At 47.4% G+C, this 23537-nt stretch carries 29 protein-coding genes; 18 read left to right on the forward strand and 11 right to left on the reverse strand.

Going from position 1 to position 23537, the window contains the following annotated elements:
- Window positions 1-108 precede the first annotated feature (108 nt).
- The 9 genes from ACN0RL_RS18080 to trfA all read right to left on the reverse strand — a co-directional run bounded on the left by ACN0RL_RS18080 (window position 109) and on the right by trfA (window position 7113).
- Window positions 109-1170 (reverse strand): transcriptional repressor gene korB, encoded by a 1062-nt coding sequence (locus ACN0RL_RS18080; RefSeq protein ID WP_417519336.1) that lies wholly within the window; start codon window positions 1168-1170, stop codon window positions 109-111.
- Window positions 1167-1925, reverse strand: coding sequence for a ParA family protein (locus ACN0RL_RS18085; protein ID WP_417519338.1), 759 nt, complete (start codon window positions 1923-1925; stop codon window positions 1167-1169). The genes ACN0RL_RS18080 and ACN0RL_RS18085 overlap by 4 nt, the downstream gene beginning before the upstream one ends.
- The gene (locus tag ACN0RL_RS18090) at window positions 1925-2221 is read right to left on the reverse strand and encodes a transcriptional regulator KorA (RefSeq protein ID WP_417519340.1); all 297 of its coding nucleotides are present in this window, start codon (window positions 2219-2221) and stop codon (window positions 1925-1927) included. Before ACN0RL_RS18090 ends, ACN0RL_RS18085 begins: the two co-directional genes overlap by 1 nt.
- 117 nt (window positions 2222-2338) lie before the next feature.
- Window positions 2339-2689, reverse strand: a complete 351-nt coding sequence (kleE, locus tag ACN0RL_RS18095; protein WP_417519342.1) for a KleE stable inheritance protein — start codon at window positions 2687-2689, stop codon at window positions 2339-2341.
- A gap of 130 nt (window positions 2690-2819) precedes the next feature.
- Complete coding sequence (gene kleA, locus ACN0RL_RS18100; protein ID WP_417519344.1) at window positions 2820-3056, reverse strand: stable inheritance protein KleA; 237 nt, start codon at window positions 3054-3056, stop codon at window positions 2820-2822.
- Window positions 3057-3205: 149 nt separating this feature from the next.
- Entirely contained in the window at window positions 3206-3460 is a 255-nt protein-coding gene (locus ACN0RL_RS18105) for a transcriptional regulator (RefSeq protein ID WP_417519346.1), read from the reverse strand.
- 229 nt (window positions 3461-3689) lie between these two features.
- Window positions 3690-3899, reverse strand: a complete 210-nt coding sequence (locus ACN0RL_RS18110; RefSeq protein ID WP_417519348.1) for a hypothetical protein — start codon at window positions 3897-3899, stop codon at window positions 3690-3692.
- 135 nt (window positions 3900-4034) lie between these two features.
- Window positions 4035-4469 (reverse strand): antirestriction protein, encoded by a 435-nt coding sequence (locus ACN0RL_RS18115; protein WP_417519350.1) that lies wholly within the window; start codon window positions 4467-4469, stop codon window positions 4035-4037.
- Between the two features lie 1600 nt (window positions 4470-6069).
- Window positions 6070-7113 (reverse strand): plasmid replication initiator TrfA, encoded by a 1044-nt coding sequence (trfA, locus tag ACN0RL_RS18120; protein ID WP_417519352.1) that lies wholly within the window; start codon window positions 7111-7113, stop codon window positions 6070-6072.
- 186 nt (window positions 7114-7299) lie between these two features.
- Between trfA and ACN0RL_RS18125 the strand changes: the two genes are divergently transcribed.
- The 17 genes from ACN0RL_RS18125 (at window position 7300) to ACN0RL_RS18205 (ending at window position 21579) form a co-directional block, all read left to right on the forward strand.
- Window positions 7300-7683 (forward strand): transcriptional regulator, encoded by a 384-nt coding sequence (locus ACN0RL_RS18125; RefSeq protein WP_417519354.1) that lies wholly within the window; start codon window positions 7300-7302, stop codon window positions 7681-7683.
- Window positions 7684-7924: 241 nt separating this feature from the next.
- The gene (gene trbB / locus ACN0RL_RS18130) at window positions 7925-8890 is read left to right on the forward strand and encodes a P-type conjugative transfer ATPase TrbB (RefSeq protein ID WP_417519356.1); all 966 of its coding nucleotides are present in this window, start codon (window positions 7925-7927) and stop codon (window positions 8888-8890) included.
- A gap of 18 nt (window positions 8891-8908) precedes the next feature.
- Window positions 8909-9331, forward strand: coding sequence for a conjugal transfer system pilin TrbC (trbC, locus tag ACN0RL_RS18135; RefSeq protein WP_417519358.1), 423 nt, complete (start codon window positions 8909-8911; stop codon window positions 9329-9331).
- A 1-nt stretch (window position 9332) separates the two neighbouring features.
- Entirely contained in the window at window positions 9333-9644 is a 312-nt protein-coding gene (locus tag ACN0RL_RS18140) for a conjugal transfer protein TrbD (RefSeq protein WP_417519360.1), read from the forward strand.
- Window positions 9641-12178: a VirB4 family type IV secretion/conjugal transfer ATPase gene (locus ACN0RL_RS18145; RefSeq protein WP_417519362.1), complete on the forward strand. Its 2538-nt coding sequence runs from the start codon at window positions 9641-9643 to the stop codon at window positions 12176-12178. The genes ACN0RL_RS18140 and ACN0RL_RS18145 overlap by 4 nt, the downstream gene beginning before the upstream one ends.
- Window positions 12178-12954: a conjugal transfer protein TrbF gene (locus ACN0RL_RS18150; RefSeq protein WP_417519364.1), complete on the forward strand. Its 777-nt coding sequence runs from the start codon at window positions 12178-12180 to the stop codon at window positions 12952-12954. The genes ACN0RL_RS18145 and ACN0RL_RS18150 overlap by 1 nt, the downstream gene beginning before the upstream one ends.
- A gap of 19 nt (window positions 12955-12973) precedes the next feature.
- The gene (gene trbG / locus ACN0RL_RS18155; RefSeq protein WP_417519366.1) at window positions 12974-13876 is read left to right on the forward strand and encodes a P-type conjugative transfer protein TrbG; all 903 of its coding nucleotides are present in this window, start codon (window positions 12974-12976) and stop codon (window positions 13874-13876) included.
- Between the two features lie 2 nt (window positions 13877-13878).
- The gene (locus ACN0RL_RS18160; protein WP_417519368.1) at window positions 13879-14418 is read left to right on the forward strand and encodes a conjugal transfer protein TrbH; all 540 of its coding nucleotides are present in this window, start codon (window positions 13879-13881) and stop codon (window positions 14416-14418) included.
- A 3-nt stretch (window positions 14419-14421) separates the two neighbouring features.
- Window positions 14422-15885, forward strand: a complete 1464-nt coding sequence (locus ACN0RL_RS18165) for a TrbI/VirB10 family protein (protein ID WP_417519370.1) — start codon at window positions 14422-14424, stop codon at window positions 15883-15885.
- Window positions 15886-15902: 17 nt separating this feature from the next.
- A complete protein-coding gene (trbJ, locus tag ACN0RL_RS18170; RefSeq protein ID WP_417519372.1) occupies window positions 15903-16670 on the forward strand; it encodes a P-type conjugative transfer protein TrbJ in 768 nt (255 codons plus the stop codon).
- Between the two features lie 13 nt (window positions 16671-16683).
- Complete coding sequence (trbK, locus tag ACN0RL_RS18175; protein WP_417519374.1) at window positions 16684-16902, forward strand: entry exclusion lipoprotein TrbK; 219 nt, start codon at window positions 16684-16686, stop codon at window positions 16900-16902.
- 11 nt (window positions 16903-16913) lie between these two features.
- On the forward strand, window positions 16914-18560 hold the full coding sequence (gene trbL, locus ACN0RL_RS18180; RefSeq protein ID WP_417519376.1) for a P-type conjugative transfer protein TrbL: 1647 nt from the start codon (window positions 16914-16916) through the stop codon (window positions 18558-18560).
- Between the two features lie 555 nt (window positions 18561-19115).
- On the forward strand, window positions 19116-19727 hold the full coding sequence (locus ACN0RL_RS18185) for a muramidase (protein WP_417519394.1): 612 nt from the start codon (window positions 19116-19118) through the stop codon (window positions 19725-19727).
- Window positions 19720-20421 carry a TraX family protein gene (locus ACN0RL_RS18190; RefSeq protein ID WP_417519378.1) on the forward strand — a complete coding sequence of 234 codons (702 nt, stop codon included), beginning with the start codon at window positions 19720-19722 and terminating at the stop codon, window positions 20419-20421. Before ACN0RL_RS18185 ends, ACN0RL_RS18190 begins: the two co-directional genes overlap by 8 nt.
- Window positions 20422-20435: 14 nt before the next feature.
- Window positions 20436-20861, forward strand: coding sequence for an OmpA family protein (locus tag ACN0RL_RS18195; RefSeq protein WP_417519380.1), 426 nt, complete (start codon window positions 20436-20438; stop codon window positions 20859-20861).
- Window positions 20862-20946: 85 nt separating this feature from the next.
- Window positions 20947-21195 (forward strand): hypothetical protein, encoded by a 249-nt coding sequence (locus ACN0RL_RS18200; RefSeq protein WP_417519382.1) that lies wholly within the window; start codon window positions 20947-20949, stop codon window positions 21193-21195.
- Between the two features lie 33 nt (window positions 21196-21228).
- Window positions 21229-21579, forward strand: coding sequence for a hypothetical protein (locus ACN0RL_RS18205; protein WP_417519384.1), 351 nt, complete (start codon window positions 21229-21231; stop codon window positions 21577-21579).
- A gap of 200 nt (window positions 21580-21779) precedes the next feature.
- On the opposite strand, the gene ACN0RL_RS18210 is transcribed toward ACN0RL_RS18205, so the two are convergent.
- Window positions 21780-22439, reverse strand: coding sequence for a recombinase family protein (locus ACN0RL_RS18210; RefSeq protein ID WP_417519386.1), 660 nt, complete (start codon window positions 22437-22439; stop codon window positions 21780-21782).
- Entirely contained in the window at window positions 22409-23056 is a 648-nt protein-coding gene (locus tag ACN0RL_RS18215) for a hypothetical protein (RefSeq protein ID WP_417519388.1), read from the reverse strand. Before ACN0RL_RS18215 ends, ACN0RL_RS18210 begins: the two co-directional genes overlap by 31 nt.
- 280 nt (window positions 23057-23336) lie before the next feature.
- Between ACN0RL_RS18215 and ACN0RL_RS18220 the strand changes: the two genes are divergently transcribed.
- The coding region (locus ACN0RL_RS18220) for a hypothetical protein (protein ID WP_417519390.1) at window positions 23337-23537 on the forward strand (201 nt) is incomplete at its 3' end.

Consider the following 23537-nt stretch of genomic DNA (forward strand, 5'->3'; position numbering starts at 1 on the left):
GGCCTGCTGATTTGGGGAGATCAACCAGCTATTCCGGATACCCAAAAAAAAGCCTCGCTTTGGCGAGGCAAGGGGTATGGTTCTTCCAGCAATCAATGTCTTTTTGCTCTAAGCTCCTTCCATCAGCGCCATAAGTTCAACAGTACCTAGATCCGCTTCCAGTTCGTGGCCATCATCATCGTATTTGATCCAAGCCCAACCGTCAGTGGACGGACGACGATTGGTCACCAAACGACCCAACCGTTCGTCATGCTTAATCAGGATAACCGCTTTTTTTAGCTTGTTTGGATCTTGCTCTTTCGGTTCCTTTTTCGATGGCGCTTCACCCTCTCCACCCTCTCCACCCTCTCCACCCTCTCCACCCTCTCCACCCTCTTCGCCACTTACATAAGTACCTTCCGAGTCTTGTCCAGAAAAGGCTCCATCTATGTCGAGGTCGCGCTCTCCACCCTCATATTTGCCTTTTTCATCAAGATACTCTCGCAGCAACTTTACTGATCCGCGAGTCAACTCTTGTTCATCATCGCTTAGCCATGCAACAACTTCGTTTGGATTTTTTTTATACGCCTTTACCAGCTCATTAATCACAGTTACATCATTGATCCGACCAGCATTGAAAGCACCGGCAATTGGCTCTGGCAAATCCAGCAATGTAACGTGCTGACTCACAAATGCAGCGGATTTACCGATAGATGCCGCAATATCACCTTTCTTCACGCCCTTAGCTAGCTCACGGCCAATGAAGTCGGCAATTTCGCGGGCGGTCAATTCGTTGCGTTGCAGATTCTCAATAACCTGATCAACTTCGTTGTAGTCGTTATCAATAAATGCTGGGATAGTCTCTTTTTCAGCAATTCGACTACCACGGAAGCGCCGAGCGCCATGATTAATGATGTAGCGCCCCGGCTCGTCTTCGTTCTCGCGCACTGAAATAGGCGTTTTAACGCCTCGATGGCGAATGGTTGCGGCCAGCTCTTCCAGACTTGATTTTGAAAAGCCAGGATTGTCCTCAGTACGTGGCTGATTTGGATCTTCATCTATCAGGTTCAAGGACAGCTCCAAGGGGCCAGCGCCTCCCTTGGTGTTTTCAGGGTCATTCAAAAGCCCGGACAAGTCGCCAATACCCTCCAGTCCCAGCCCCTCCATTTTCTGTTCTTTTTGCGCGCTCATGCGGTGATCTCCATTTTTGTAAACACTAGGTCAGCCAGAGCACGAACTTCTTTCGCGGCTTTTCTGGCAGCCGTTTTTTTAATTTTCCAGACCGGCACCCCGGAAGCGAGAGCGTCCGCTATGCTGCTACGCAAGCCGACTGAGGTGGGAAGCATGAGTTGGGGAAATGCCTGCTGAAGCTGTTCCAGGTGGCGACCGTGACGGGGGTTTCGTCCATCTACTTTACTCGGCACCATGCCCAAGAACTGCAGCTTAGGGTTAGCCTTGCGCACGTTCATAATGGCTGAATTCATTTTTTTGATACCTTGAATTGAGTACGCCTCCAGTTCGATAGGAGATAGAACATAATCTGCAGCAATAAGCGCTGCAGCCATTGTGACGCCAAGGGAAGGGGCTGTGTCGATCAAGCACACGTCAAAACCTTGTTCTGCAAGGCTAGCAATGCCAGCTCTGAAATGCTCACCAGCACGACCAAGAGACATAGTTTCCATGTTCGCCAGGGCAGCGTCAGACTCGATAAGAGCCATACCAGGCGCACCCGCTCCGTTCACAACGTTAAACGAGCCGCCATTGAAAAAATTGCTTGCTACAACGCCCGTGCGGAACTCCTGAAGCGTGTAAGAGGCGTTACCCTGAGTATCCAAGTCGATCACGGCCACCTTTTTGCCGCGTTCGTAGAAATCAAACGCTAGATGCACCAAGGTTGATGTTTTGCCAACGCCGCCTTTTTGGTTTGCCGTGACCAGTGTTTTCATTACGTGTCCCTTTTTTTCTTGGCGTCCTCCGCCCATTTCTTGACGATAAACGCTTGATGTTCCGGCAGTATTGCCGTGACGCGCTCGAAGCCTTCCGGCGTCAGCGCCTTGTGAGCACTCCAAACCCTCTTGACGGCCTGATTGACCGCTCCTTTTGTCACTCCCAATAACGCCGCAAACTCGGCTTGAGTCTTCCCCTCCACCAATACGCCATGCGCTATTTCGAGCGTTTGCGCTCCCACTCCCAAGCTCTTGATTGCAGCTTGAAATTGAGCTTCCGTTAGTTGTTTCTTCATGGATTGCACCCATACCAACCCCACACCCTAGCTGTTAATTGAGTGGCGGTGACAGCCGCCGAACACAAAAAAGTATAGCTATACATTAAGCGGAAATCAACACTTTAGCGGCTAAAATTAAACGCCGTTGGGTTTGTAAACGGAAACAAAATAAGTAAGTAGCGTCAGTACGGCGAAATGGGTCAAAAACGTCCAGCCAGCATGTACCGCTGGATCATTCCAGTAGTACACGGTACGGATGCCCTGAAAGAAAACGTCGATAGAGATAACCCACTTGAGCAAAGGCCATACTAAGACAACCACAATCCACACCCAAAGCTGAATAGCCGCCAGAACCCTCCCGCCTTTCGTCAGGTCGCTCTTCAGCTTGTGCGTCTGTTGGTTGGTTTGTGCTTTCGGTTGCGAGGCCAACGGCCCTGAATCAGCCGGGCCAGCTTTCGGAAACCTGATGATATTTGACTTTGACATATTCTTGACCCTCCGTGCCTTCCATGCTCCAATTGCCTATTGCTCTTAAATAGGGCCACACCCTAGAGCATCGGTTTCGGTGTGACAGCGCCGGGCCAAGCGCCCCGGTCTAAGCCGGGGCGTATCCTTTCTAAAAATCAGTCCGGTATTTTGCCTGTTCTACGACCTCAACCGACCATACCCCTTTGGCGTCACCTTCCAGTTTAAGACTGGCAAAATAAGCCTCTTCACGCAGCTTTCCCGCCCGCTTTTCCAGTTCCTGAACTTCTGCCATCGTGTCCGCAATCGAGTCACGGCGAGCGATGAAGTCAGTCGTGGCCACGTTTGGCAAAGCATCGATCCAAAACATGATTTTGCTATTAGTCATCGGAAATTCTCCGGTAGTGGACCTTGGCAACATGCCCGGCCTTCACTTAATATATTAGGGCATATCGCCCTATTGCGTCAAGTAAAAATTCCGTTTTATCGGAATATTTTAGCCGCTAAAACTCAAGCTCCATACGTCTCCTATGGCGTTCAACTTTCTTTCCAAATCTGACCAAGCCCCGCGAAGTCGCAGAGCAGCGCCCAATTTGCATACGAAATATTCGTATCCTCCCCAGTCCAACGGCGAACCGTTCGGCCTCCACCTTCACCAAGTCCTAACGACTTAGCTGCAACACTGGCACTAAACCCCGCCATACGCAGAACCTCGCGCACTTCTTCGCCTGTTGGATGCACCCACTTTTCAGCGCGGCGCAGGCATTCAAGTCTGATATTCGGATCACTCATTGTTTTCTCCTGCGTCTATTAAGGCTCGACGACTAGTGTGGAGCATCGTTGCGCACAAATCCTGCGCAGCGGTAATTCCAAGGCTATTCCGCGCCTGGATCATCTCCCGCAGCGCCTTGACTTGCTCTGGCTCTGGGCTGGCCGTAGCGCCTGGTGACTTGCTGCTCATCTAATACACCCCAATCTCTGATTTCATACCATTTGCCGCCCTGTAGGGCGGCTAACCTGATTAGCTGAAAGCAATTTCTGAAAGGCGGTTATCGCCGTGAATAGCTGCAAAGCTTTCCAGCCACTCTTTGTCAGTATCACCTACAAACTCAGCGTTGACCGTTTCACACTCTTCCACGCTCGCAAAGGTCTCGATTGAAGTCATTACTTCGGTAACGGGCTTTTCGGAATCGTTGCCAGTCCAAGGGTTGGTTACGGTGATGGTTTCCATGATGTTTCTCCTCTCTGTCCCCGGTTCCGCCGGATCGGAAGAGTTGCTCTGGTCAACTCTTGTCCTTAGTCTGTTTGGGTGTTGGCCTGTCCTCAACCCTTGAATATAGGCCCAGCTTGCGCCAGGCCTCTCCTATCAGTCGATAGCGCCAAGGATCGCAGCGGCTTCCGCATGGTCAAGGGCGTACTCTCTCAAGAAGTGATAACGGTCAATCAGAGCGTCACCCTCGGCGGTGCCCTGAGCTTCGGCTGCAAGATGCCCAAGTGCGAACAACGTGGCTACGATACCCGCCGCGTTAGCCGACATGGAGCCAGAAAACCAGTTCCCGGCAACCTCCAGATGCATTTCGGTATCAATCGCAGGGGCCATGTAATAGCCGCCATTCGATAGGGTGTAGAAGTGCCAGAACGCCCCTTTGTAGTCCTGAGAAAGTTTACCCATGTAACCTAGCACCAAGGCTTCGCCGTGCATCATGCGAGCTTCACCAAATGCAGCAGGGTAAAAAGACATGCGGTTATCTTCTCCGACCAGGGAAGCGATAACAGGGGCGTAATCGGTTGTATTAATCATCGGAAATTCTCCGGTAGTGGACCTTGGCAACATGCCCGGCCTTCAATATGAATAATAGGGCAAATTGCCCTATCTTGTCAAGGGCAAATTGCCTCCATGGGGCCAGCTCACCTTAACTCCAACTCCGCCACATGTGGTTTAGCTCTAGGCTACGGCCCCGCCACTGATCCCCTAGCGCCTTGGTGGCTGAAGCTCTGTAGTTGATACGTGTATGGATAGTGCATCGAGTTATTGCGTGTTTCGTGTCACTGTAACGGTCGAACGCTAGAGCTGTTTGATAGCCAAACCGTTCAACACAGCGGCAATCTAGACTGGCCCGAGTTCGCCCGCCCATTCGTTCCCACTTCCGGAACATTTGCATAAAGGTTTTCTGTTTCATAATACCCCCTTAGCTGATTAGGGCAGGCTTTCGCCCGCCATTCAAATGTCAATAAAAGTCAGGCTCAGCGCCGCATTCGACACAACCGGCCCCGTATGGATCGGCCTCGGCTTTTCCGCATTCGTTGCAAATCCAAGTCGACTCTTCTGGCTCGGTAGTAAAGCGGCTGAATCGTCCGCTCTTGGAGTCCTCCAACCATTCGCCTTCGTTCTCAAGCTGGAACGTGAACGTATGACCGACACGGCAGGTGCCTTGCCACGGTGTTGCCGGAGTATCGGTAGCTTGGGGGACAGAAGCGCCGCAAGTAGGGCACAGGGGATGTGTTAGATCAGGGGTATAAGTGTAAATCGTCATCGGAAATTCTCCGGTAGTGGACCTTGGCAACATGCCCGGCCTTCAATATGAATAATAGGGCAATTTGCCCTATCTTGTCAAGAGAAAATGCCTCCTGAATTCCATCTTAAAAGGGTTTCATTGACATTTGAGGGGCTGATTCAACCTGGAAGAGCGTGATTTTCAGCCTGAAAGTTACCAACTTTATTACGATCCCACACCTTTTTTATGATCCAATAACTACATCTAGCAATCACATCTTCTTGGCGTTCAAACAATATCAGTTCCCGTGAAGGTCTATAGTTTAAGTTTGTCTCTAGGGCTCCAGAAGGCACGGAGTTGGATAATCGGGGTGTCCAGAGGGGCGATAGCCCCTTTGGGCATAGCGCAGCGTAAACGCACGTTCATAATGTATTGGGGTGAGGACGCGAAGCGGTCGAGGGGCTTGCCCCTGGGGGGGATGGGAGGCCATGAAATGGCCGGGTGGGTTCGAGAAGGGGGTCTCCCCCTTCGGCGTTGTTTGGTTATAAAAATAGTTATTTTTTGGTTAAAGATGGTTAGGCTTTAAAAAATAGCTTTTATCTTTATGCTTTTAAAGGGTTTTATGAAAATTGTGGCCCCTCATATGTCTACACTTAGCCCCTCATGTGTCAGCATTTAAGCCCCTCATATGTCAGCAGCTTTGCCCCTCATGTGTCAGTAGTTTTAAGAGTTACTAACAGTTCTCTAGTGTTTGGCTGTGGATAAACCCACAAAAACTGTTTATTTTTTGATCCTTTTTTACGCCAGAAAAGAAACTGAGGGTATGGCCCCTCAAATGTCTATAGTGCGCCGAACTAAACGCCCCTTATGTGTCAATGAACGCCCCTCAAGTGTCAAAGAACGGCACTAGACGCGGTTACAGTACAGTTGATTGTTCTGAACCCAAGCCTGAGCTATCAGGCCACTCTCACTGAGTTCACAGCATGCGGATCTAACCTGTTCTCTCCACCTTTTTTCTCTAGTTGACTCTGAACCACACATTAGCCTAAATGTTTCCAGTTTTAGCGGGAAGGGCTGCTTATGTGATGCAAAGTAATCAAACATACGCCGAGCTGTAGGTGACAACTTCTTGTATTTTTCCCAAATAAAGCGAGAGTAGTAGTCTCCAGCAAACATCACTACCATCTCTTCATCTATCATGACCTGACATCGTGAGCTTTTCTTACCTCGATCCAGAACACGAAATCGACTAATCAACGATAGCGATTCTAGGCGTCCAACTCGTTTGGACTCAAACTGCATAGCTGATGCTTGCAATCGTGACAGGCACTCTTCGGCCTTTTTGTAATAACGACCATTAATCGACCAACCCAAATCTTTGCACAACTCGTAAAAAGTGAATGAAATTGGATCTCCAATCGGTGATCTTTTGGCGTACTCCATTACCTGCTGCCAAACCAACTCATCGTCTTCGGCTCTAAGCTCAACGCCTGTGTAGGTGATATTTACATCATCACCTAGACTGTAAATGGGTTCATTCTGCAATGCTGAGCGGGGTACTCTTTTATTTCTCACCGTGAACAACGCTGACCGAGCATAGTCATTCGGCAACGCTCGCATGTGGTCGGCCCAAGGAGCAATATCAAACAGTGATAGCTGTGCGTCCCGAATCTCTTGCTTTGTATGTTTCAGAAGCGCTGCTTGCCTAACTTCGTCAACTTGACCGGCCAATGCATCTATAGCAACACGCTTCTTAGATTCTGTTTTTTTGTTGCTTTTAGCCATGGCATTCCCCGACTCTAGTTTGCCAATTGGATTGCCAAGGAGGGCTGGAGCTTCAGAGCTAGGATGATATGTGGTTCTATCAGCAATTTCCTGCGCCTTGTTTGGTTCGATCCCACTCTTAATCAGCTTTTGGATGTACTCAGACCTATTAAAGCTTGTAGCCATTTACTCCACTCCTTGTAAACCTAAATTCCCCTGAAACATTTCTTGCCGCATCGTCACACTGTATCGCGGGAGACATTATCTATAAACTGCTCTTAAAGTAACTCCACTCAGTAAAATAAGTATAGCTATACTTTTGCTTGGTGTCAAAACTTTAGCCGCTAAAATAGCTTTGCTAAGAGGCAGTAAGTGTACAAATACATTTTTTTTACCAATGTGCTTCGCCTTCTGGGCGAACGGCGCATGACAAAAAGCGAACTTGCTGACCTATCGTCAGTGTCAGGCTCTTATCTATCGGATTTGACAACCGGAAACGCCAACCCTTCGTTAGAGATTATGGAATCCATAGCAAACGCCCTTGAAGTGCCTCTCCCCCTTCTGCTGGAGTCCACCGATCTTGACAAGGCATCTCTCGATTCTTTATTTGGCAGGAAAATGCTAAATAGTCTACCTGCGGGTTACGTTCGCATCTCTGTGGTTCTACCAGACCACAAAGCGTTTCAAGTTAAAAAATGGGGAGAAGAAACGCGAAAAAAGCTACAAGATATGGAATCTGTACAGAAAAACGACTAACATTAGCTTGTTGCTACACTTACACGATTTTAGCAGCTAAAAAGGCATCCGGGCCTTGGAAAACCGGGACTACCGAAACGGACCATCGCGTTATATACGTGACAGATGCTCTTGGTGACTTCACCCCTTGGGCCATGGAAGATTTTATGAAAAATTTTTGCTTCGTTATGTTGCGCGGCTCTGATTTTCGGTATATCGTATTCGCAAGAAACGGATTGTCCGATATATTGGAGCAAGCGGAATGCATCAGAAAGATACAAATGGTTCAATCAAGGATCGAGCAAAGAAAAAGCTAGAACGTGATATGGGGCCAGAGCTTCTAGACGCTCTAAATCACCCTAAAACGGTCGAGCTAATGCTCAACGCCGACGGCAAAATATGGATTGAGCGGCTAGGGGAGGGGATGCAGTGCATTGGTGTGCTGCGACCAGCTCAAGCTCAAGCCATCATCGAAACCATCGCCGGCTTCCACGGCAAAGAAGTTACCCGCTCCAAACCTATACTTGAAGGCGAATTTCCCCTAGATGGGTCGAGATTTGCAGGCCAGCTCCCTCCTATCGTTCCAGCTCCCACTTTCGCTATACGGAAAAAAGCCGTTGCCATATTCACGTTAGATCAATACGTGGAAAACGGCATTATGACTCCGTCTCAGAAGCAAACTCTAGTTGAAGCCGTCAGAACACACCGAAACATTCTGGTGATTGGAGGCACTGGTTCGGGCAAAACAACCCTTATTAACGCAATCATCAACCAGATGGTAATCAATGACCCGTCCGAACGGGTTTTTATCATCGAAGACACTGGCGAAATTCAGTGCGCGGCTGAAAACCATGTTCAATACCACACCAGCCTTGATGTATCGATGACCGCACTACTGAAAACCACATTGCGTATGAGACCAGACCGCATTCTAGTCGGAGAGGTACGCGGTGCGGAGGCTCTGGATCTTCTCGACGCCTGGAATACCGGCCATGAGGGCGGCGCTGCAACACTTCACGCAAATAATGCTGCCGCTGGACTAACCCGCTTACGGTCGCTGGTTACTCGTAACCCAGTGGCTCCAACCGAAATTGAACCGCTAATCGGCGAAGTGGTTCATGTCGTTGTGCATATCGCCAGAACCCCAGAAGGCCGTCGCATACAGGAAATCTTAGAGGTTTCAGGTTATCGCGACGGACAGTACGTCACTCAATCCCTTAAAGCATAGAAACTAGGAGCTATACCCATGCATTTCAACATTTCATCAATCCGCATTAATCGCACAACTCTGGCCTATTTGGGCCTATTTGCGGCTGTGTTTCTGATTATGGCGTTTCAACCAGCCATGGCATCAGAAGGAACGGGGGGGTCACTACCATATGAAAGCTGGCTAACCAACCTACGTAACTCTGTGACTGGCCCTGTGGCTTTCGCATTATCAATTATCGGCATCGTCATTGCCGGGGGAATTTTGATTTTTGGGGGCGAACTCAATGGTTTTTTCCGAACACTGTTTTTTCTCGTGTTAGTGATGGCCATGCTTGTTGGTGCCCAAAACATGATGGGTACGTTCTTTGGTCGTGGTGCTGAAATTGCCTCTCTTGCTGATGGGATTACTGAACAAATCAGCATGGGTTTGCGGCTCATTGACGGTATCCAGGCGGCTTAATATGACTCTTCGCACGATCCCTATTCGTAGAGCTGGCAACCGAGAAAACCTGTTCATGGGCGGGGATCGTGAACTTGTCATGTTTTCTGGGTTACTCGCTGGAGCGCTCATTTTTACCGCCCAAGAAGTTCGGGCAACAATTTTCGGTATCGGGCTTTGGTTCTTCGCGTTGTTTGTCTGTCGCCTTATGGCTAAGGCCGACCCAAAGTTGCGGCAGGTTTACTTGCGCCATCGACGATTCGCAACTTATTACCCAGCCCGTAGTACGCCGTTCCGTGAAAATACAACTAGCCAGGGGAAACAATACAAATGATTCAAACCTTTGCATTTGTAATTGCTGCCCTCGGTGCAGCGCTGGTTCTTATTCTCTTTGCTCGTATTCGCGCAGTCGATGCTGAACTGAAGCTAAAAAAACATCGATCCAAGGATGCGGGTCTAGCCGATCTGCTTAATCATGCCGCTGTCGTTGATGACGGAGTGATTGTTTGTAAGAACGGCGCGTTTATGGCCGCGTGGCTATACAAAGGGAATGACAATGCCAGCAGCACCGATGCGCAACGAGACATGGTGTCTTTTCGTATAAATCAGGCTTTGTCAGATCTCGGCAACGGCTGGATGATTCATGTAGATGCCGTGCGCCGCACGGCTCCCGCCTATTCAGATCGCAACGTTTCGGACTTTCCCGACCCTGTATCTAAAGCGATAGATGAAGAGCGTCGTCAGTTATTTGAAGGCTTGGGAACTATGTATGAAGGGTATTTCGTACTCACACTAACCTGGTACCCCCCCCTTCTAGCACAACGTAAATTTCAAGAACTCATGTTTGATGATGATGCGGAGGTGATCGACAAAAACACCCGAACAAAATCACTAATTAAACAGTTCGAGCGGGAAATAAAAAACATCGAATCGCGCCTTTCTGTCGCTGTCAGTTTGACACGGTTACAAGGGCAAAAGGTGGCCACCGAAGACGGGACAGAGGTGACCCATGACGATTTTCTGAGCTGGCTGCAATTTTGCATTACAGGCCTAAATCATCCTGTGCAACTCCCCAGCAACCCTATGTATCTGGATGCATATGTTGGTGGACAGGAAATGTGGGGAGGCGTTGTACCTAAGATAGGCCGTAAGTTTGTTCAAGTCGTCGCGATTGAGGGATTCCCACTTGAGTCTCACCCTGGGATTTTGAGTTCTCTTGCCGAACTCCCGGTTGAGTACCGATGGTCATCGCGTTTCATCTTCATGGATCAGCACGAATCGATAAAGCATTTGGATAAATACAGGAAAAAATGGAGACAGAAAGTTCGGGGTTTCTTTGATCAAATCTTCAATACAAATAGCGGCGTTGTAGATCAAGACGCTCTGACAATGGTTCAAGACGCGGAGTCAGCAATTGCTGAAGTAAACAGCGGTTTAGTCGCAGTAGGATATTACACCAGTGTTGTTGTGCTAATGGATGAGAGTCGGGATCGTCTGGAGCGCTCTGCTCGTCAGGTGGAAAAGGCAATTAACCGGTTAGGCTTCGCTGCGCGTACCGAAACAGTCAATACATTGGATGCGTATTTAGGGAGCTTGCCGGGGCACGGAGTCGAAAATGTCCGCCGTCCATTGATAAACACGCTGAATCTGGCAGATATGTTGCCAACTAGCTCAATTTGGACGGGGAACGAAGATGCACCGTGCCCAATGTATCCTCCGTTTTCACCCGCTCTCATGCACTGTGTCACAACCGGTGCTACTCCGTTCCGGCTAAACCTGCATGTGCGTGATCTAGGGCATACGTTCATGTTCGGCCCAACAGGTGCTGGCAAATCAACTCACCTTGCGATGATTGCCGCCCAACTTCGCCGTTACTCAGGTATGGCCATTTATGCTTTTGATAAAGGCATGTCTATGTACCCTCTAACCAAAGCCGTTAGAGGCCTGCACTTTGCCGTTGGTGCTGATGATGATCAGTTGGCTTTTTGCCCGTTGCAATATCTGGAAACAAAAACCGATCGCGCCTGGGCGATGGAGTGGATTGATACCATTTTGGCGCTAAATGGTGTTATCACGACGCCTGCACAGCGAAACGAAATTGGCCACGCAATACAAAGTATGCATGACAGCGGGGCTCGGACGTTGTCGGAGTTTTCATTAACAATTCAAGACGAAAATCTACGAGAGGCAATCCGACAATACACTGTTGATGGCTCAATGGGGCACTTGCTGGATGCAGACGAAGACGGTTTATCTCTCAGCGATTTCACAACATTTGAAATTGAAGAGTTAATGAATCTGGGAGAAAAATTCGCACTGCCGGTTTTACTCTATCTGTTTCGACGTATTGAGCGCAGCTTAAACGGGCAACCGTCCGTCATCATATTGGATGAAGCTTGGATAATGCTTGGTCACCCGGCGTTCCGCGAAAAAATAAGGGAATGGCTTAAAGTCTTGAGAAAAGCGAACTGCCTGGTTTTGATGGCATCACAGAGTCTTTCCGATGCGTCTAACTCGGGCATTTTGGATGTAATCGTAGAATCCACAGCAACAAAGATTTTCCTACCGAACGTCTATGCCCGCGATGAAGATACTGCGGCGCTTTATCGCAGAATGGGCCTTAACGCTCGTCAAATAGAAATCCTTGCCACGGCAATACCAAAACGTCAGTACTACTACGTCTCTGAGAGCGGACGCCGCCTTTATGATCTGGCTTTGGGGCCGCTGGCGCTCGCATTTGTGGGAGCTACTGACAAGGACTCTATCGCCACAATTAAGCAACTGGAAGCTCGATATGGCGACCAGTGGGTAAGTGAATGGCTTGCGAGCCGGGGTCTAGAAATTGATCACTATCTGAGGGCTGCCTAATGAGCGTTTCCGTAACCGAAAAATTGAAAGGGTTTGTACTCAAAAAGCCCAGTGCAACCTCCAAGGCCGAGAAACAGGCGCGAGACAAACCAACACAAATGAATGGAGATAGTGATAACCCCTATTTAACGGCTCGACGTACATGGAATGAGCACGTTGGCGCAGTTGTGTCATCACGACAAACCTGGCAAGTGGTCGGTGTGTTATCTCTCCTGATTGCACTGGCAGCAGTTGGGGGAATGATTCATATCGGCAGCAAATCGAAATTCATTCCATACGTGATCGAAGTGGACAAATTGGGTGCAGCTCAAGCAATGGGTGCTGCTTCCGCATCGTCTCAAGCAGATCCGCGAGTGCTAGGCGCAACAGTGTCAAAGTTTATTGAAAACTCACGGTTTGTATCGCCAGACATTGCCCTGCAAAGAAAAGCTGTTTTTAGCGTTTACAGCCATCTTTCGCCCAACGATCCAGCAACTATAAAAATGAACGAATGGTTGAACGGCAGTGAAGATGCAAGCCCTTTCAAGCGGGCGGCGAAAGAGATGGTGAGTATCAATATTACGTCCGTCTTACCGCAAACGCCGACTACCTGGCAAGTAGACTGGATCGAAACCACACGAGATCGGCAGGGCATCCAGAAAGGGCAACCCGCAACCATGCGAGCGCTGGTAACAGTATATTCCGCAAATACGTCACCGCAGGCCACGGAAGAAGAGCTACGTAACAACCCTCTGGGTATCTACGTGCGTGATTTCTCCTGGTCTCGGCTGCAATGATTTAAGAGGCGATTGAACCATGAGCAAGAAAATACGTTCCAAAATCTTCGGCGCAGTCATTTCGACTCTAATGCTGTCACCAGTAGCGACCGCAACAACGCTTGAAGACAAATTTTTTACAAATGACAACCCGACTCTATCAAAACAGGAGCGTCAAGCGCTGGCTATTGCACAACGCTGGCAGGCAGGTGAGGGCAATGGTGGCATTCAACCTATAGCTGGACGCAACGGAACTATACAGTTTGTGTTTGGGGCTCAAGCCCCGAGCGTTGTTTGTGCGGTACTGCAGGTTTGTGCAATCGCACTGCAACCAGGTGAGTATGTGAACTCCATTCAGTTGGGCGACAGTGCCCGCTGGAATGTTGAGCCAGCAATCTCAGGCGTCGGAGCCAATGCGACTCAACACATCATTATTAAACCGCTGGATGTTGGATTAGAAACCAGCTTAGTAGTTGCAACTGACCGCCGTATATACCACATCCGACTACGCTCACACCGCACGCAGTACATGCGCCAAGTATCGTTTACCTATCCGGAAGATGCGCTAGCTAAATGGGATTTAGTTCGGGCCCAAGAACGGCAATACAAAGAGAACAATACAATTCCGGGAACTAGAGAGTATCTAGGAGACCTGAGCTTTGATTATGACGTGTCCGGCTCTGCTTCATGGAAGCCTCTTCGGGTTTTCAATGATGGACGTAAAACAATCATTCAAATGCCAGAAGAAATGCGACAAGAAGCTCCAACTCTTTTGGTGGTGCGCAGGGATGGTGGTCTGTTCACTGACCCGGAAACCGTAATGGTGAATTATCGAGTGCAGGGAGACCGATACATTGTCGATACAGTCTTTGACAAAGCCATCCTGATTTCTGGAGTCGGTGACGGGCAAGACAAAATTACAATCACAAAACGGGGTAACTAATAATGAGAACCCCAGTTATAGCCATCTTTCTATTATTTCTCAGTCTCAGTTTTGCAGGCTGTGCAACACATCCGTCTTACGGCAATTTTATTAGTGATCAGGACAACCTCAACGAACAAACAATCACGAGAGATTCAGTAGAGAAAATATCAACGCTTTATCCGCCCGCAAAAACACGATTTGATCTACAACAGCCTACACCAGATCAGTTCGGAACTGGCTTTGTTCGTGGCCTTCGTGATCGTGGCTTCAGCCTCTTGGAGTACCCCGAAGAAAAAGTGAGGCTAGAAGAGATTCAGTCTGAACGATACAGACGCGTACACGAACACGAAATTATACCAACCCAAAAAGCTGTAATAAAAAAGATGCCGCCCGCACCCGAAGGAACCGGACTGCCACTCTTTTACATACTAGATCAGCTCGCCAATGCAGATATGTATCGAGTGACAATCCAGATCGGTGAGCAGTCGCTGACGCGGGCCTATTCAAAGGAAAAAAGTGGCCGGGTGATTCCCGCAGGCTATTGGGTTCGAAAGGAGTAAGCCATGAGTGATAACACCGAACAAATGTCACCAGATGCCTCCCCTGGTGAAGCGTCTCCGAAAACGGGAGTTCGTCGTGTCAACAACTGGCCAATGTACATCATAGCGGCAGTTCTTGGTCTATTTCTTGTAATTATGATGTTGGTGGCCGCTGATAGAAGCGCCCAGCAAAATGCTCCGGGCGAACGCGATAAAGAGCAAGCAGGCAACACATCAATATATGCAAATGAAATCGCTGGAGGGCAGAAAGAGGGATTCATACCTGCTATTAAGGCTAAGACTACCGAAGTCGGTGCAGCATCAGAAGTGATGCCATTAGTTGGATCAGTTGATCAATTAGCAACTGTAGATGTAGAAGAGGCTGAAAAAGAAGAACTACAACCCCAACATGCCGACTCTACGGGTTTAGTGCTTCCGTACAACCCAAATAGACCACCACTCAAAGCGAATCGATCATTAACACCGCCTAGAGAAAATGACGACGAAGCACAGCGGATACGAATCGCGAAATTGCAAATGCTTCAAGAAGCGATTAAAGCTAAAACAGGCGTACAAACTATTGCCCCACGCAGCAACAGCGATACCTCTCAAAACGTTGGAAGAAGGCCTGAAACACGGAGCGAAATGCTAGGGGAAATCGCCAGAGTGCGACAGCAAATCGCTTCCAATCGCACTAACGACCCTACTGCTGCATATCAAGCTCGCAGGGCTCAAATCGAAGAAATGAGGAACACTGGCAGCATAGGTAGCGGAAACTCACGCGGTACCAACTCTCCGATGCTGATGCAAATGTCTTCTGATTCGGATGGGTATTCGCAGTTCAACGGTGAAGGTGATGATCGCTGGCAGCTTAACTCCCAAATTCAATCACCACGCACCCCTTACGAACTACGCGCGGGTTTTGTTATACCAGCCACGCTGATTTCTGGTATCAACTCTGACCTGCCTGGTCAGATCATTGCCCAAGTGTCCCAAAGCGTTTCAGACACATCCACCGGCAAATATGAACTTATTCCACAAGGGTCGCGCTTAGTTGGCTCCTATTCGAGCGAAGTAGCTTATGGGCAAGACAGAGTTCTAGTCGCCTGGCAGCGCATAATTTTTCCCGATGGAAAAGCAATGGATATCGGCTCAATGCCGGGTGCTGATGCAGCCGGATATTCAGGCTTTCATGATCAGGTTAACAACCACTTTCTAAGGATATTTGGATCTGCATTCTTAATGTCTGGGATCACCGCTGGCGTAACCCTGAGTCAAGATAACGACGATGAAGATGATAACAGTCGTCGAGCTGGCAATGCGCTGAGTGAAGCCCTTGGCCAGCAGCTAGGGCAAGTCGCAGTTGAAATGATTAGAAAAAATATGAATATCGCTCCAACGCTGGAGATTCGGCCAGGGTATCGATTTAACGTAGTCGTTACAAAAGATATGACATTTTCAAAGCCTTACCAACCGTTCGATTATTGACGCCAAGGAGAACAACAATGAACCTGAATAGGAAATATTTAGCCGCTAAATTTCTGCTTGTTTTTTTAGTAGCTGTCGGTAGTTTCCAGAAAGCGCAGGCAGGTATTCCGGTTATAGATAGTGCTAACCTAACAGAGAATATATTGTCAGCAATCGAAGCAGCCGCTCAAACGTCTAAACAGATACAACAATATCAGACGCAACTTCAACAATATGAAAACCAGCTACAAAACACCGTAGCTCCAACAATGTATATATGGGATCAAGCACAAAACACCATAAACGAACTAAACCAAGCTACAAATACGCTTTCTTATTTTAAGAATCAACTTGGGAGTCTTGATGCCTATTTGGGTAAGTTTCAAGATGTTGAGTATTACAAAAACTCTCCTTGTTTTACGAGTGCTGGCTGTAGTGATGCCGAACGAGAGGCTGTTCTAAACCAAAGAGAACTAGCGTCCAAGTCTCAAAAGAAAGCAAATGACGCTCTTTTCAAAGGGCTGGAAAAGCAGCAGGACAATCTGCAAGCCGACTCTCGACAGCTTCAGCGTTTACAATCAGTTGCTCAAGGTGCAGATGGGCAACTAGAAGCTATCGGCTATGCCAACCAGCTCGCCAGCAATCAATCGAACCAACTATTACAGATACGCAGCTTACTAATAGCCCAGCACAACGCTTTCACAGCCTATTTACAGACGACTGCCGATAAGGAGGCGCAGCAATCCGCCGCGTCTAAACAGCTCAGAATGGGTGATTATGTCGAAAGCCCAAACATGACATGGTGAGGTATATAAAAAAATGAAATTATATAAATTCGTTGTTATCTCTTTCACTGCAACCATCCTAACCGGGTGCTTTGGTGATAAAAAGCCGGAAGTGAATGAAGAAAACTGTAAGGTTGAAAATATATTAAGCATCGAAGAAATATCTTTACGAGAAGAGCTGGCCCGCAAGTGTGCAGAACATACAAACCCTCGAACAGGCGCGTTTCGAAACAGCCCCAAAAAGGAATGGTGAGGTACTGAGTCATGAGAATTCCAGCCAATTTATCCGCAAAGCTAGCCATCTTTTGGCTGGTGTTCTTTATGGCAACACCTGCATATGCCGCAATAGATAATGCTGGGTTACTAGATAACGTACTAGCTCGGTATTCAACAGCGGCCTCAACCTGGGCGGGTGTTATCACGTCAGCGGCCACCTGGTTGTTTTGGACATTAGCTCTCATTTCAATCGTTTGGACGTTCGGGCTAATGGCCTTGCGTAAAGCGGATATTGGCGAATTTTTTGTGGAGTTCATCAGGTTCACTATGTTCACCGGATTCTTTTGGTGGTTACTCATGAATGGCCCAGCGTTCGCTTCGTCTATATATGACTCGCTACGACAAATTGCCGGTGACGCAACAGGACTAGGGCCTGGTTTAACACCATCGGGGATTGTAGATATAGGTTTTGCGATTTTCGATAAAGTATTGGATCAATCGACACTCTGGTCGCCGGTTGATTCCTTTGCAGGAATTATAATGGCCCTAATCATACTCGTCATTCTGGCGCTGATCGGCATAAATATGTTGTTGCTGCTCACTGCTGGCTGGGTACTCGCGTATGGCGGAGTATTTTTTCTAGGGTTTGGAGGATCGCGTTGGACTTCAGATATCGCCATTAATTATTACAAGAGTGTGTTGGGCCTCGCAGCTCAGTTGCTGGCAATGGTCTTGCTGATTGGTATTGGCAAGAGTTTTCTTGATGATTATTACAACGCGATGAATGAAGGAGTTAGTTTAAAAGAAATGGGGGTTCTGCTGATTGTAGCCGTTATTTTGTTAGCTCTAGTTAACAAGGTTCCAGCTATGTTGGCTGGCGTCATTTCCGGTGCCGGTGTAGGTGCCGTTGGCAGCGCAGGGGCTGGAACTATGTTGGCCGGGGCGGGCGTAGCAGCAGCGGCGGCAGCGACCGGTGGCGCTGTTATGGCAGCAGGTGCTTCTAATATGGCCGGTGGTTCGCAAGCGATCATGGCCGCTTTCAACAAAGCAAATGACAACGTTGCAGCGGGCACAGACATCATGTCGAGCTTTAGTGGTAGTAGCGGCAAAAGCGATGAAGCTGCTTCGTCCGATGATAGTGCAGGAACTGGAGATACCCCGTTCGCTAAAGCGGCGGGCTTTAGCGGCAATACGAGCAGTAGTGGTAACGCTGGGGAGAGCGAAGAATCAAGCGGCGGCAATACTGAGAGACCTAGCGAACAAAGTAGCAGCGGTGATCGAGATCGAGGCTCAGAAGCTGAATTGGAAAGCCAAAATTCCGAAGCCCAATCAAGCACTCAAACATCACAAAAAAGCCCGGCTTCTGACACAAAAGGTGGGGGTGGCATCTTCGCTGGCGCAGCAAAGGCCGGGCGAATTGCCGCTGACACAGGCGCCAATTTAGCAAAAGGCACCAGCGCTGTAATGAAAGAAAAAGCTCAAAATCGCCTCAGTGATACAGCAGGCGGGAAAATCGCAGCGGCAATTAAAAAACAAGGGGGTGGAAAGGCAGAAAGTGGTGTTAGTGAAAACGGCTCTGAAGGCTCCGAAAAGAATCACACTTCGCCATCCTTTGGTAACGACAGTGTGGGCGGGTTGAGTAAGAGAGAACAAGAACGAATCAACGAAGTCACCAACTTCGTAAATAAAGACTAATCCAAGCCAAGCAAATACGATCAAATCATTTAAACAGGGAATTTTATAATGAAAAAACTATTTGTTGTATTGTATCTAGTTTCTGCAGCCTTTCTAGCGTCCTCTCCAGTACAGGCTGCATCACAGTCGGAGTGCGCCATTTGGCTGTGTCTGCCAGGTGGATTCCCGTCTGGATGCAGTGACGCGAGATCAGCACTAAGAGACCGTATAAGAGATTTTAAAAGCCCTTTGCCTAGTTTTTCATCTTGTGCAGACAATCCGCCAAAAGGCAGCGGGAGCCATATGTCAACAAAGCTTGGCGTTGCTGCTTATATTCCATCATATGATGTATGCGTCCGTTATCAGTATTCTGGGCCAAGAAATGAAAATCGGGAATGTGTTGAATGGAGAACAAATGCCGAGCGATTAATAAGAGGGGTACGATGTGAGCGCAATAGAGACGGAGATCCCGTTCCAGCGCGATGCACAGAGACCAGACATTGGGTTGAAGTGTTTGTAGAAGAAGAACAGCTTGGACCAACCCACTACTACACACGCTAAGACGTTGGGATGATTATGTTACCGTTCGTTGTTGATATGCCACCGTTAGAACAGGAACGCATTGTTTGCTCTATATCGGCAGCCGTAAAATACGACGTACCTGCTAATATCGTTTTGGCAATAGCGAGAAAAGAGGGCGGCAAGCCCGGCCAGAGAGTGTATAACACATCGAACGGTACATACGATGTTGGCGCAATGCAGTTTAATACTGCTTATCTAAGCGACCTTGAAAAATATGGGGTTACTGCTAACGACGTAGCAGCCCCAGGCTGCTACCCTTTTGATCTTGCCGCCTGGAGAATTCGCGGTCATATTTTAAATGACAAGGGCGACCTCTGGACAAAGGCGGCTAATTACCACTCCCGAACACCTAAGTACAATACTATTTATAGAGATGATTTGATAAAAAAGGCGATAGAATGGACGAAATGGTTAAGTGCCAACTTCACTACAGTTAAAAAAACTGAACAGGGAGGGGCTACACCAACAGGGCCTGTTGTGCGCTATATTGTGAATGAGGCAAATAAAATCGAATCCAAAAGTCTTAACGCCCAAGAAAATATAACAAAAAACATAAATATTGAATACCACACTCCACGTTCAATTAGTTTCAAAAACAATGACTAATCGACTAACGCCTTTAAATCTATCAGACGGAACGGTAGAAGCTTTGAAATGGTTAGGCCTATTGCTTATGACAGGTGACCATATAAATAAATATTTAGCAAATGGCACCTTACCAATTCTATTCGAGATTGGTCGAATTGCCATGCCTATTTTTGTGATTGTTTTGGCATTCAACTTAGCCAGACCAAAACAGCATGGAAATGAATTATATAAAAAAATATTTTCACGGATGATTTTTTTTGGATCTATCGCTTCAATTCCGTACATTGCTCTAAATGGCGTTTCGGATAGCTGGTTTCCTCTTAACATTTTTTTCACTTTAATTATATTAGCATCAACGATATATTTCGTTGAACAAGGATACAGTGCAACCGCTTTAATAGTTTGCTTTGTTGGAGGCTTTTTTGTTGAATATTGGTGGCCCGCTCTAATACTGGGCCTATCTGCATGGTCATACAGTAAAAAACCCTCAATAGAGGCTGCCGTTGTCGCTATAGTTTCGTGTGTGGCGCTGGGATTAATTAACAAAAACATGTGGGCATTAGCAGTATTTCCATTATTAATGGCTGCCAATAAAATAGATTTTAAAATCCCTCGGTGTCGCTGGGTATTTTATGGATTTTACCCGTTACATCTTGGCGTAATATATATTATTCGTATTCAAATGAGCAAAGCCGGATATCTTTTTTTTTAAAAATGGAGAGAACTATGCATAAAATTACGCTTTTAATATTTACACTCTTTTGCGCTGCTATGAATAATCAAGCACTAGCAAATACGGACAGCCATCGAGACCCAGTTTCCAGTACGGTTTCAGTCTCGTTTGATAGTGGCGATTCAACATTTCAGGCAGACCCAACAAACCGTGCAATTTTAGATGCAGCTAAGACAGCGTCGATGGTTATCGTTAGTGGTCGTACCAGCACTGACATACCAAGCAAGAGAGATGAAATGCTCGCTTTGAAACGCGCACTTTCAGCACGAGATTACTTAGTTTCACAAGGCGTTTCACCGTTGAAAATAATGCTTAATTATGCCTCCGCATCTGATTACCGCGTTGACAATGATACGCCTGAAGGAAAATACATAAATCAACGTGTTGATATTAAAATAATATACGTACCAAAATATTAATTACTACCACGCCACCGGAGGCCATTGTATAGAGTCGTATTTCGTAGTAAATAGCTAGACAACAACCAAGGAATAGGAAGCTGGTATGATAGTACCCACGCCAGAAGAAACAAGGAAATGTCTTACAGATGAAAAATATAAAGAATATAGTCTAATTGGAGAATCATTACAAAAAAAATACGGAAAACCTACTATTAAAATAAATGTTGTAGGATGGCTTTGGAAGAATATATCCGAAGCAGAGCGTATAGGCTGGAATGATTCGTTCATTAAACAAAATATAGATTCTGCCTATCTATCATTGCTAAAACATATGATAGAGTCGGACAGTTAAAACGATACAAAACAAGCAATTAAGGTGAACATCATGAAATTGAAAACTGTTAGTATTATGATTTTTTCGATAACATTACTTTCCGGCTGTGGAATAATAGAAAAGAAAGTCGCAACCGAAGAAACTCTTCAAGAAAAAGCATCTCTTGCCATCGGCGTTGAACCGAAAACAATCAATATTTCAAACGTTAAATCAGGGCTAGAAAAAGTCACTTTCGATGCAGAATCAAATAACTCTAAATATAGTTGTTATTATACCACTGTGATCATGGTTAAATCAGACGCCATTTGTAAAAAAATGGAAATTAACAAAGATAAAGAACCATCGAAAATAGAAAAATCAGATCAGTGTAACGCTCTTCTTGAAGCTGCGGGGAAGTGCTAATACATAGAGGATGAACTTGGGCATCCGGACATGGGGCTGAGACAGGGCTATATGGGGTCAGCTCACGAAACGGAAAAAATCGTACGCTAAGTATATGAGCCCTGCTTCAATCTCCTGAACCAGTGTTGAGATTGTTATCGTTTTAGCTCTCTGCGAAGGCTATAATTTGTTTGCAAATTACGCTTGGCGCAGATCAACCGCTAAATCCGGATACCCATTTTTTCTTTGTTGTGCCTAGCCCAAACAAGCTTAACCTGACTTGTACTACAACCGGCCAGCCGTGCAGTTTCTGCAATCGTATGGTTAGGCCGCAGCTTAACGATAAGCTCATGTGTTTTATGGTCAGCCTTTCGCCCCCGGTACTTGCCTTTTTTCTTCGCCTGACTAATACCCTGTCGCTGGCGTTCCTTACGATCCTCGTAATCATCGCGGGCCATCTGCAAGGACAGCTTTAAAAGTAGCTCCTGAACGGCCTCCAGGACAATCCTGGACACGCCTTCGGCCTCGGCAACAAGGTCAGTCAAATCGACAACGCCGGGCACGGCCAACATAGCCCCTTTGCCTTGTATCGTAGCAATCAGGCGCTCTGCTTCCGGCAGTGGTAAGCGGCTGATACGGTCTATTTTCTCCGCAATCACCACGTCCCCAGGCTGCAAGTCCTCGATCATGCGCAGCAGCTCGGGGCGATCTGCTCGCGCTCCTGATGCCTTCTCTCGATACACTCCGGCCACGTAGTAACCGACAGCTCTGGCGTCCAGAATAATCCTCTCCTGGCGTTCTAGGTCTTGCGAATCGCTACTGACACGCAGGTAGATTCTGGCGTTCTGGCTCATTTTTCTGTTACGCCAGTTTGCGGCCATGGTTCATTCCAAGCCGACTTATCATCATGTTCAATTTCCATTTTTACACGTCGCGCAACTTCCTCTATTACACTGGCAGGCTCTCCGTTGTGAACGGCTCTACCAAGTCTTGCCGGGTGTCTAAGCATTCTCTCGAACTTATGCAGCCTGCGGCGTGCCTTGTCGTATGTAATCCCAAGCTCTTTGGATGCGCCAATAATCGTTGCGCCTTTCCATACTAGAAACGACACGGCCAGCCCTTCGCTTAACACCTCTTTGTGATGGGCCTTATTGCGTTCGGCAATCTCTGCTTCCTTTATATTTGTCGGGCAATTTGGGTCACGCCCCTTATTTTTTGAGCTTGGCATAAACGGGGGTATATCCAGTTCTTTCATTCTCTTGATAATCTGGCTAGTTGGCCTTACGAGAAGAGCCGACACCTCAGCCAAGGTGTTAGTGCCTAAAACGGCATCTTCTTCTGGCGTCCAACCCTGCTTTATAGGTTTGAAAGCCTCGATCCCCAATGACCGCCTGCGGACACCAACCTGATCACTGGTCAGTCCGAATCTGCCACCAATGTTTCTATCAGTATCAGACCCAAGGGCTGCGTCCATTTTCGCCGTCCACTCAACTGCCATTCTCTCCCGCCTCCAGATAGACAAATAGGGTATACTCTATTTGACTATTATAGACCGATGGGCCAATATAGACAATCAGCAACTCTATTTGGCTAGTATTTTTTAGCCAACCCAAATTAACCAGAAGAAAGGAAGCCATTTTATGAAATTGAAATTTGTCGCCGCTTGCTCTGTTGCTCTAAGAGATGTGCTTGATCAGCTTGCTCAAGCATTCCCTAATCGCTGATTGGAAAACGGGCACAGCGTAACTCATAACTCAAGAACATAGGGGTGGGGTAGCATGGGCTATTTTCGTAGAACACTCATAAGTCTTTGTGGCGGTATCACTTCGGAAGCGGGGTTGTCATACCAAAAAGAACTGGGCCACTTGAGAGAAAGGGTTGTGGAATTGGAGATGTATAAAGCCGCTTCGGCCAAAGCCTTGCGCTATTTGGGCAACCCTTCGTGGAAGGCTCAGCAGGAATACAGGCAAGGGTTATAT

This window comes from Marinobacter sp. (assembly GCF_048259445.1).
Classification (GTDB): domain Bacteria; phylum Pseudomonadota; class Gammaproteobacteria; order Pseudomonadales; family Oleiphilaceae; genus Marinobacter.

Bases quoted from the DNA above. Each gene is read 5' to 3' on its own strand.
- ACN0RL_RS18080 (WP_417519336.1), bottom strand. From the start codon at position 1,170: ATGAGCGCGCAAAAAGAACAGAAAATGGAGGGGCTGGGACTGGAGGGT.
- ACN0RL_RS18215 (WP_417519388.1), bottom strand. From the start codon at position 23,056: ATGGCAGTTGAGTGGACGGCGAAAATGGACGCAGCCCTTGGGTCTGAT.
- trbL (WP_417519376.1), top strand. From the start codon at position 16,914: ATGAGAATTCCAGCCAATTTATCCGCAAAGCTAGCCATCTTTTGGCTG.
- ACN0RL_RS18195 (WP_417519380.1), top strand. From the start codon at position 20,436: ATGCATAAAATTACGCTTTTAATATTTACACTCTTTTGCGCTGCTATG.
- ACN0RL_RS18150 (WP_417519364.1), top strand. From the start codon at position 12,178: ATGAGCGTTTCCGTAACCGAAAAATTGAAAGGGTTTGTACTCAAAAAG.
- trfA (WP_417519352.1), bottom strand. From the start codon at position 7,113: ATGGCTACAAGCTTTAATAGGTCTGAGTACATCCAAAAGCTGATTAAG.
- trbG (WP_417519366.1), top strand. From the start codon at position 12,974: ATGAGCAAGAAAATACGTTCCAAAATCTTCGGCGCAGTCATTTCGACT.
- ACN0RL_RS18210 (WP_417519386.1), bottom strand. From the start codon at position 22,439: ATGGCCGCAAACTGGCGTAACAGAAAAATGAGCCAGAACGCCAGAATC.
- ACN0RL_RS18090 (WP_417519340.1), bottom strand. From the start codon at position 2,221: ATGAAGAAACAACTAACGGAAGCTCAATTTCAAGCTGCAATCAAGAGC.
- ACN0RL_RS18110 (WP_417519348.1), bottom strand. From the start codon at position 3,899: ATGGAAACCATCACCGTAACCAACCCTTGGACTGGCAACGATTCCGAA.
- kleA (WP_417519344.1), bottom strand. From the start codon at position 3,056: ATGACTAATAGCAAAATCATGTTTTGGATCGATGCTTTGCCAAACGTG.
- ACN0RL_RS18190 (WP_417519378.1), top strand. From the start codon at position 19,720: ATGACTAATCGACTAACGCCTTTAAATCTATCAGACGGAACGGTAGAA.
- ACN0RL_RS18105 (WP_417519346.1), bottom strand. From the start codon at position 3,460: ATGAGTGATCCGAATATCAGACTTGAATGCCTGCGCCGCGCTGAAAAG.
- trbJ (WP_417519372.1), top strand. From the start codon at position 15,903: ATGAACCTGAATAGGAAATATTTAGCCGCTAAATTTCTGCTTGTTTTT.
- trbC (WP_417519358.1), top strand. From the start codon at position 8,909: ATGCATTTCAACATTTCATCAATCCGCATTAATCGCACAACTCTGGCC.
- ACN0RL_RS18200 (WP_417519382.1), top strand. From the start codon at position 20,947: ATGATAGTACCCACGCCAGAAGAAACAAGGAAATGTCTTACAGATGAA.
- trbK (WP_417519374.1), top strand. From the start codon at position 16,684: ATGAAATTATATAAATTCGTTGTTATCTCTTTCACTGCAACCATCCTA.
- ACN0RL_RS18145 (WP_417519362.1), top strand. From the start codon at position 9,641: ATGATTCAAACCTTTGCATTTGTAATTGCTGCCCTCGGTGCAGCGCTG.
- ACN0RL_RS18205 (WP_417519384.1), top strand. From the start codon at position 21,229: ATGAAATTGAAAACTGTTAGTATTATGATTTTTTCGATAACATTACTT.
- ACN0RL_RS18160 (WP_417519368.1), top strand. From the start codon at position 13,879: ATGAGAACCCCAGTTATAGCCATCTTTCTATTATTTCTCAGTCTCAGT.
- trbB (WP_417519356.1), top strand. From the start codon at position 7,925: ATGCATCAGAAAGATACAAATGGTTCAATCAAGGATCGAGCAAAGAAA.
- ACN0RL_RS18085 (WP_417519338.1), bottom strand. From the start codon at position 1,925: ATGAAAACACTGGTCACGGCAAACCAAAAAGGCGGCGTTGGCAAAACA.
- ACN0RL_RS18185 (WP_417519394.1), top strand. From the start codon at position 19,116: ATGTTACCGTTCGTTGTTGATATGCCACCGTTAGAACAGGAACGCATT.
- ACN0RL_RS18140 (WP_417519360.1), top strand. From the start codon at position 9,333: ATGACTCTTCGCACGATCCCTATTCGTAGAGCTGGCAACCGAGAAAAC.
- kleE (WP_417519342.1), bottom strand. From the start codon at position 2,689: ATGTCAAAGTCAAATATCATCAGGTTTCCGAAAGCTGGCCCGGCTGAT.
- ACN0RL_RS18115 (WP_417519350.1), bottom strand. From the start codon at position 4,469: ATGATTAATACAACCGATTACGCCCCTGTTATCGCTTCCCTGGTCGGA.
- ACN0RL_RS18165 (WP_417519370.1), top strand. From the start codon at position 14,422: ATGAGTGATAACACCGAACAAATGTCACCAGATGCCTCCCCTGGTGAA.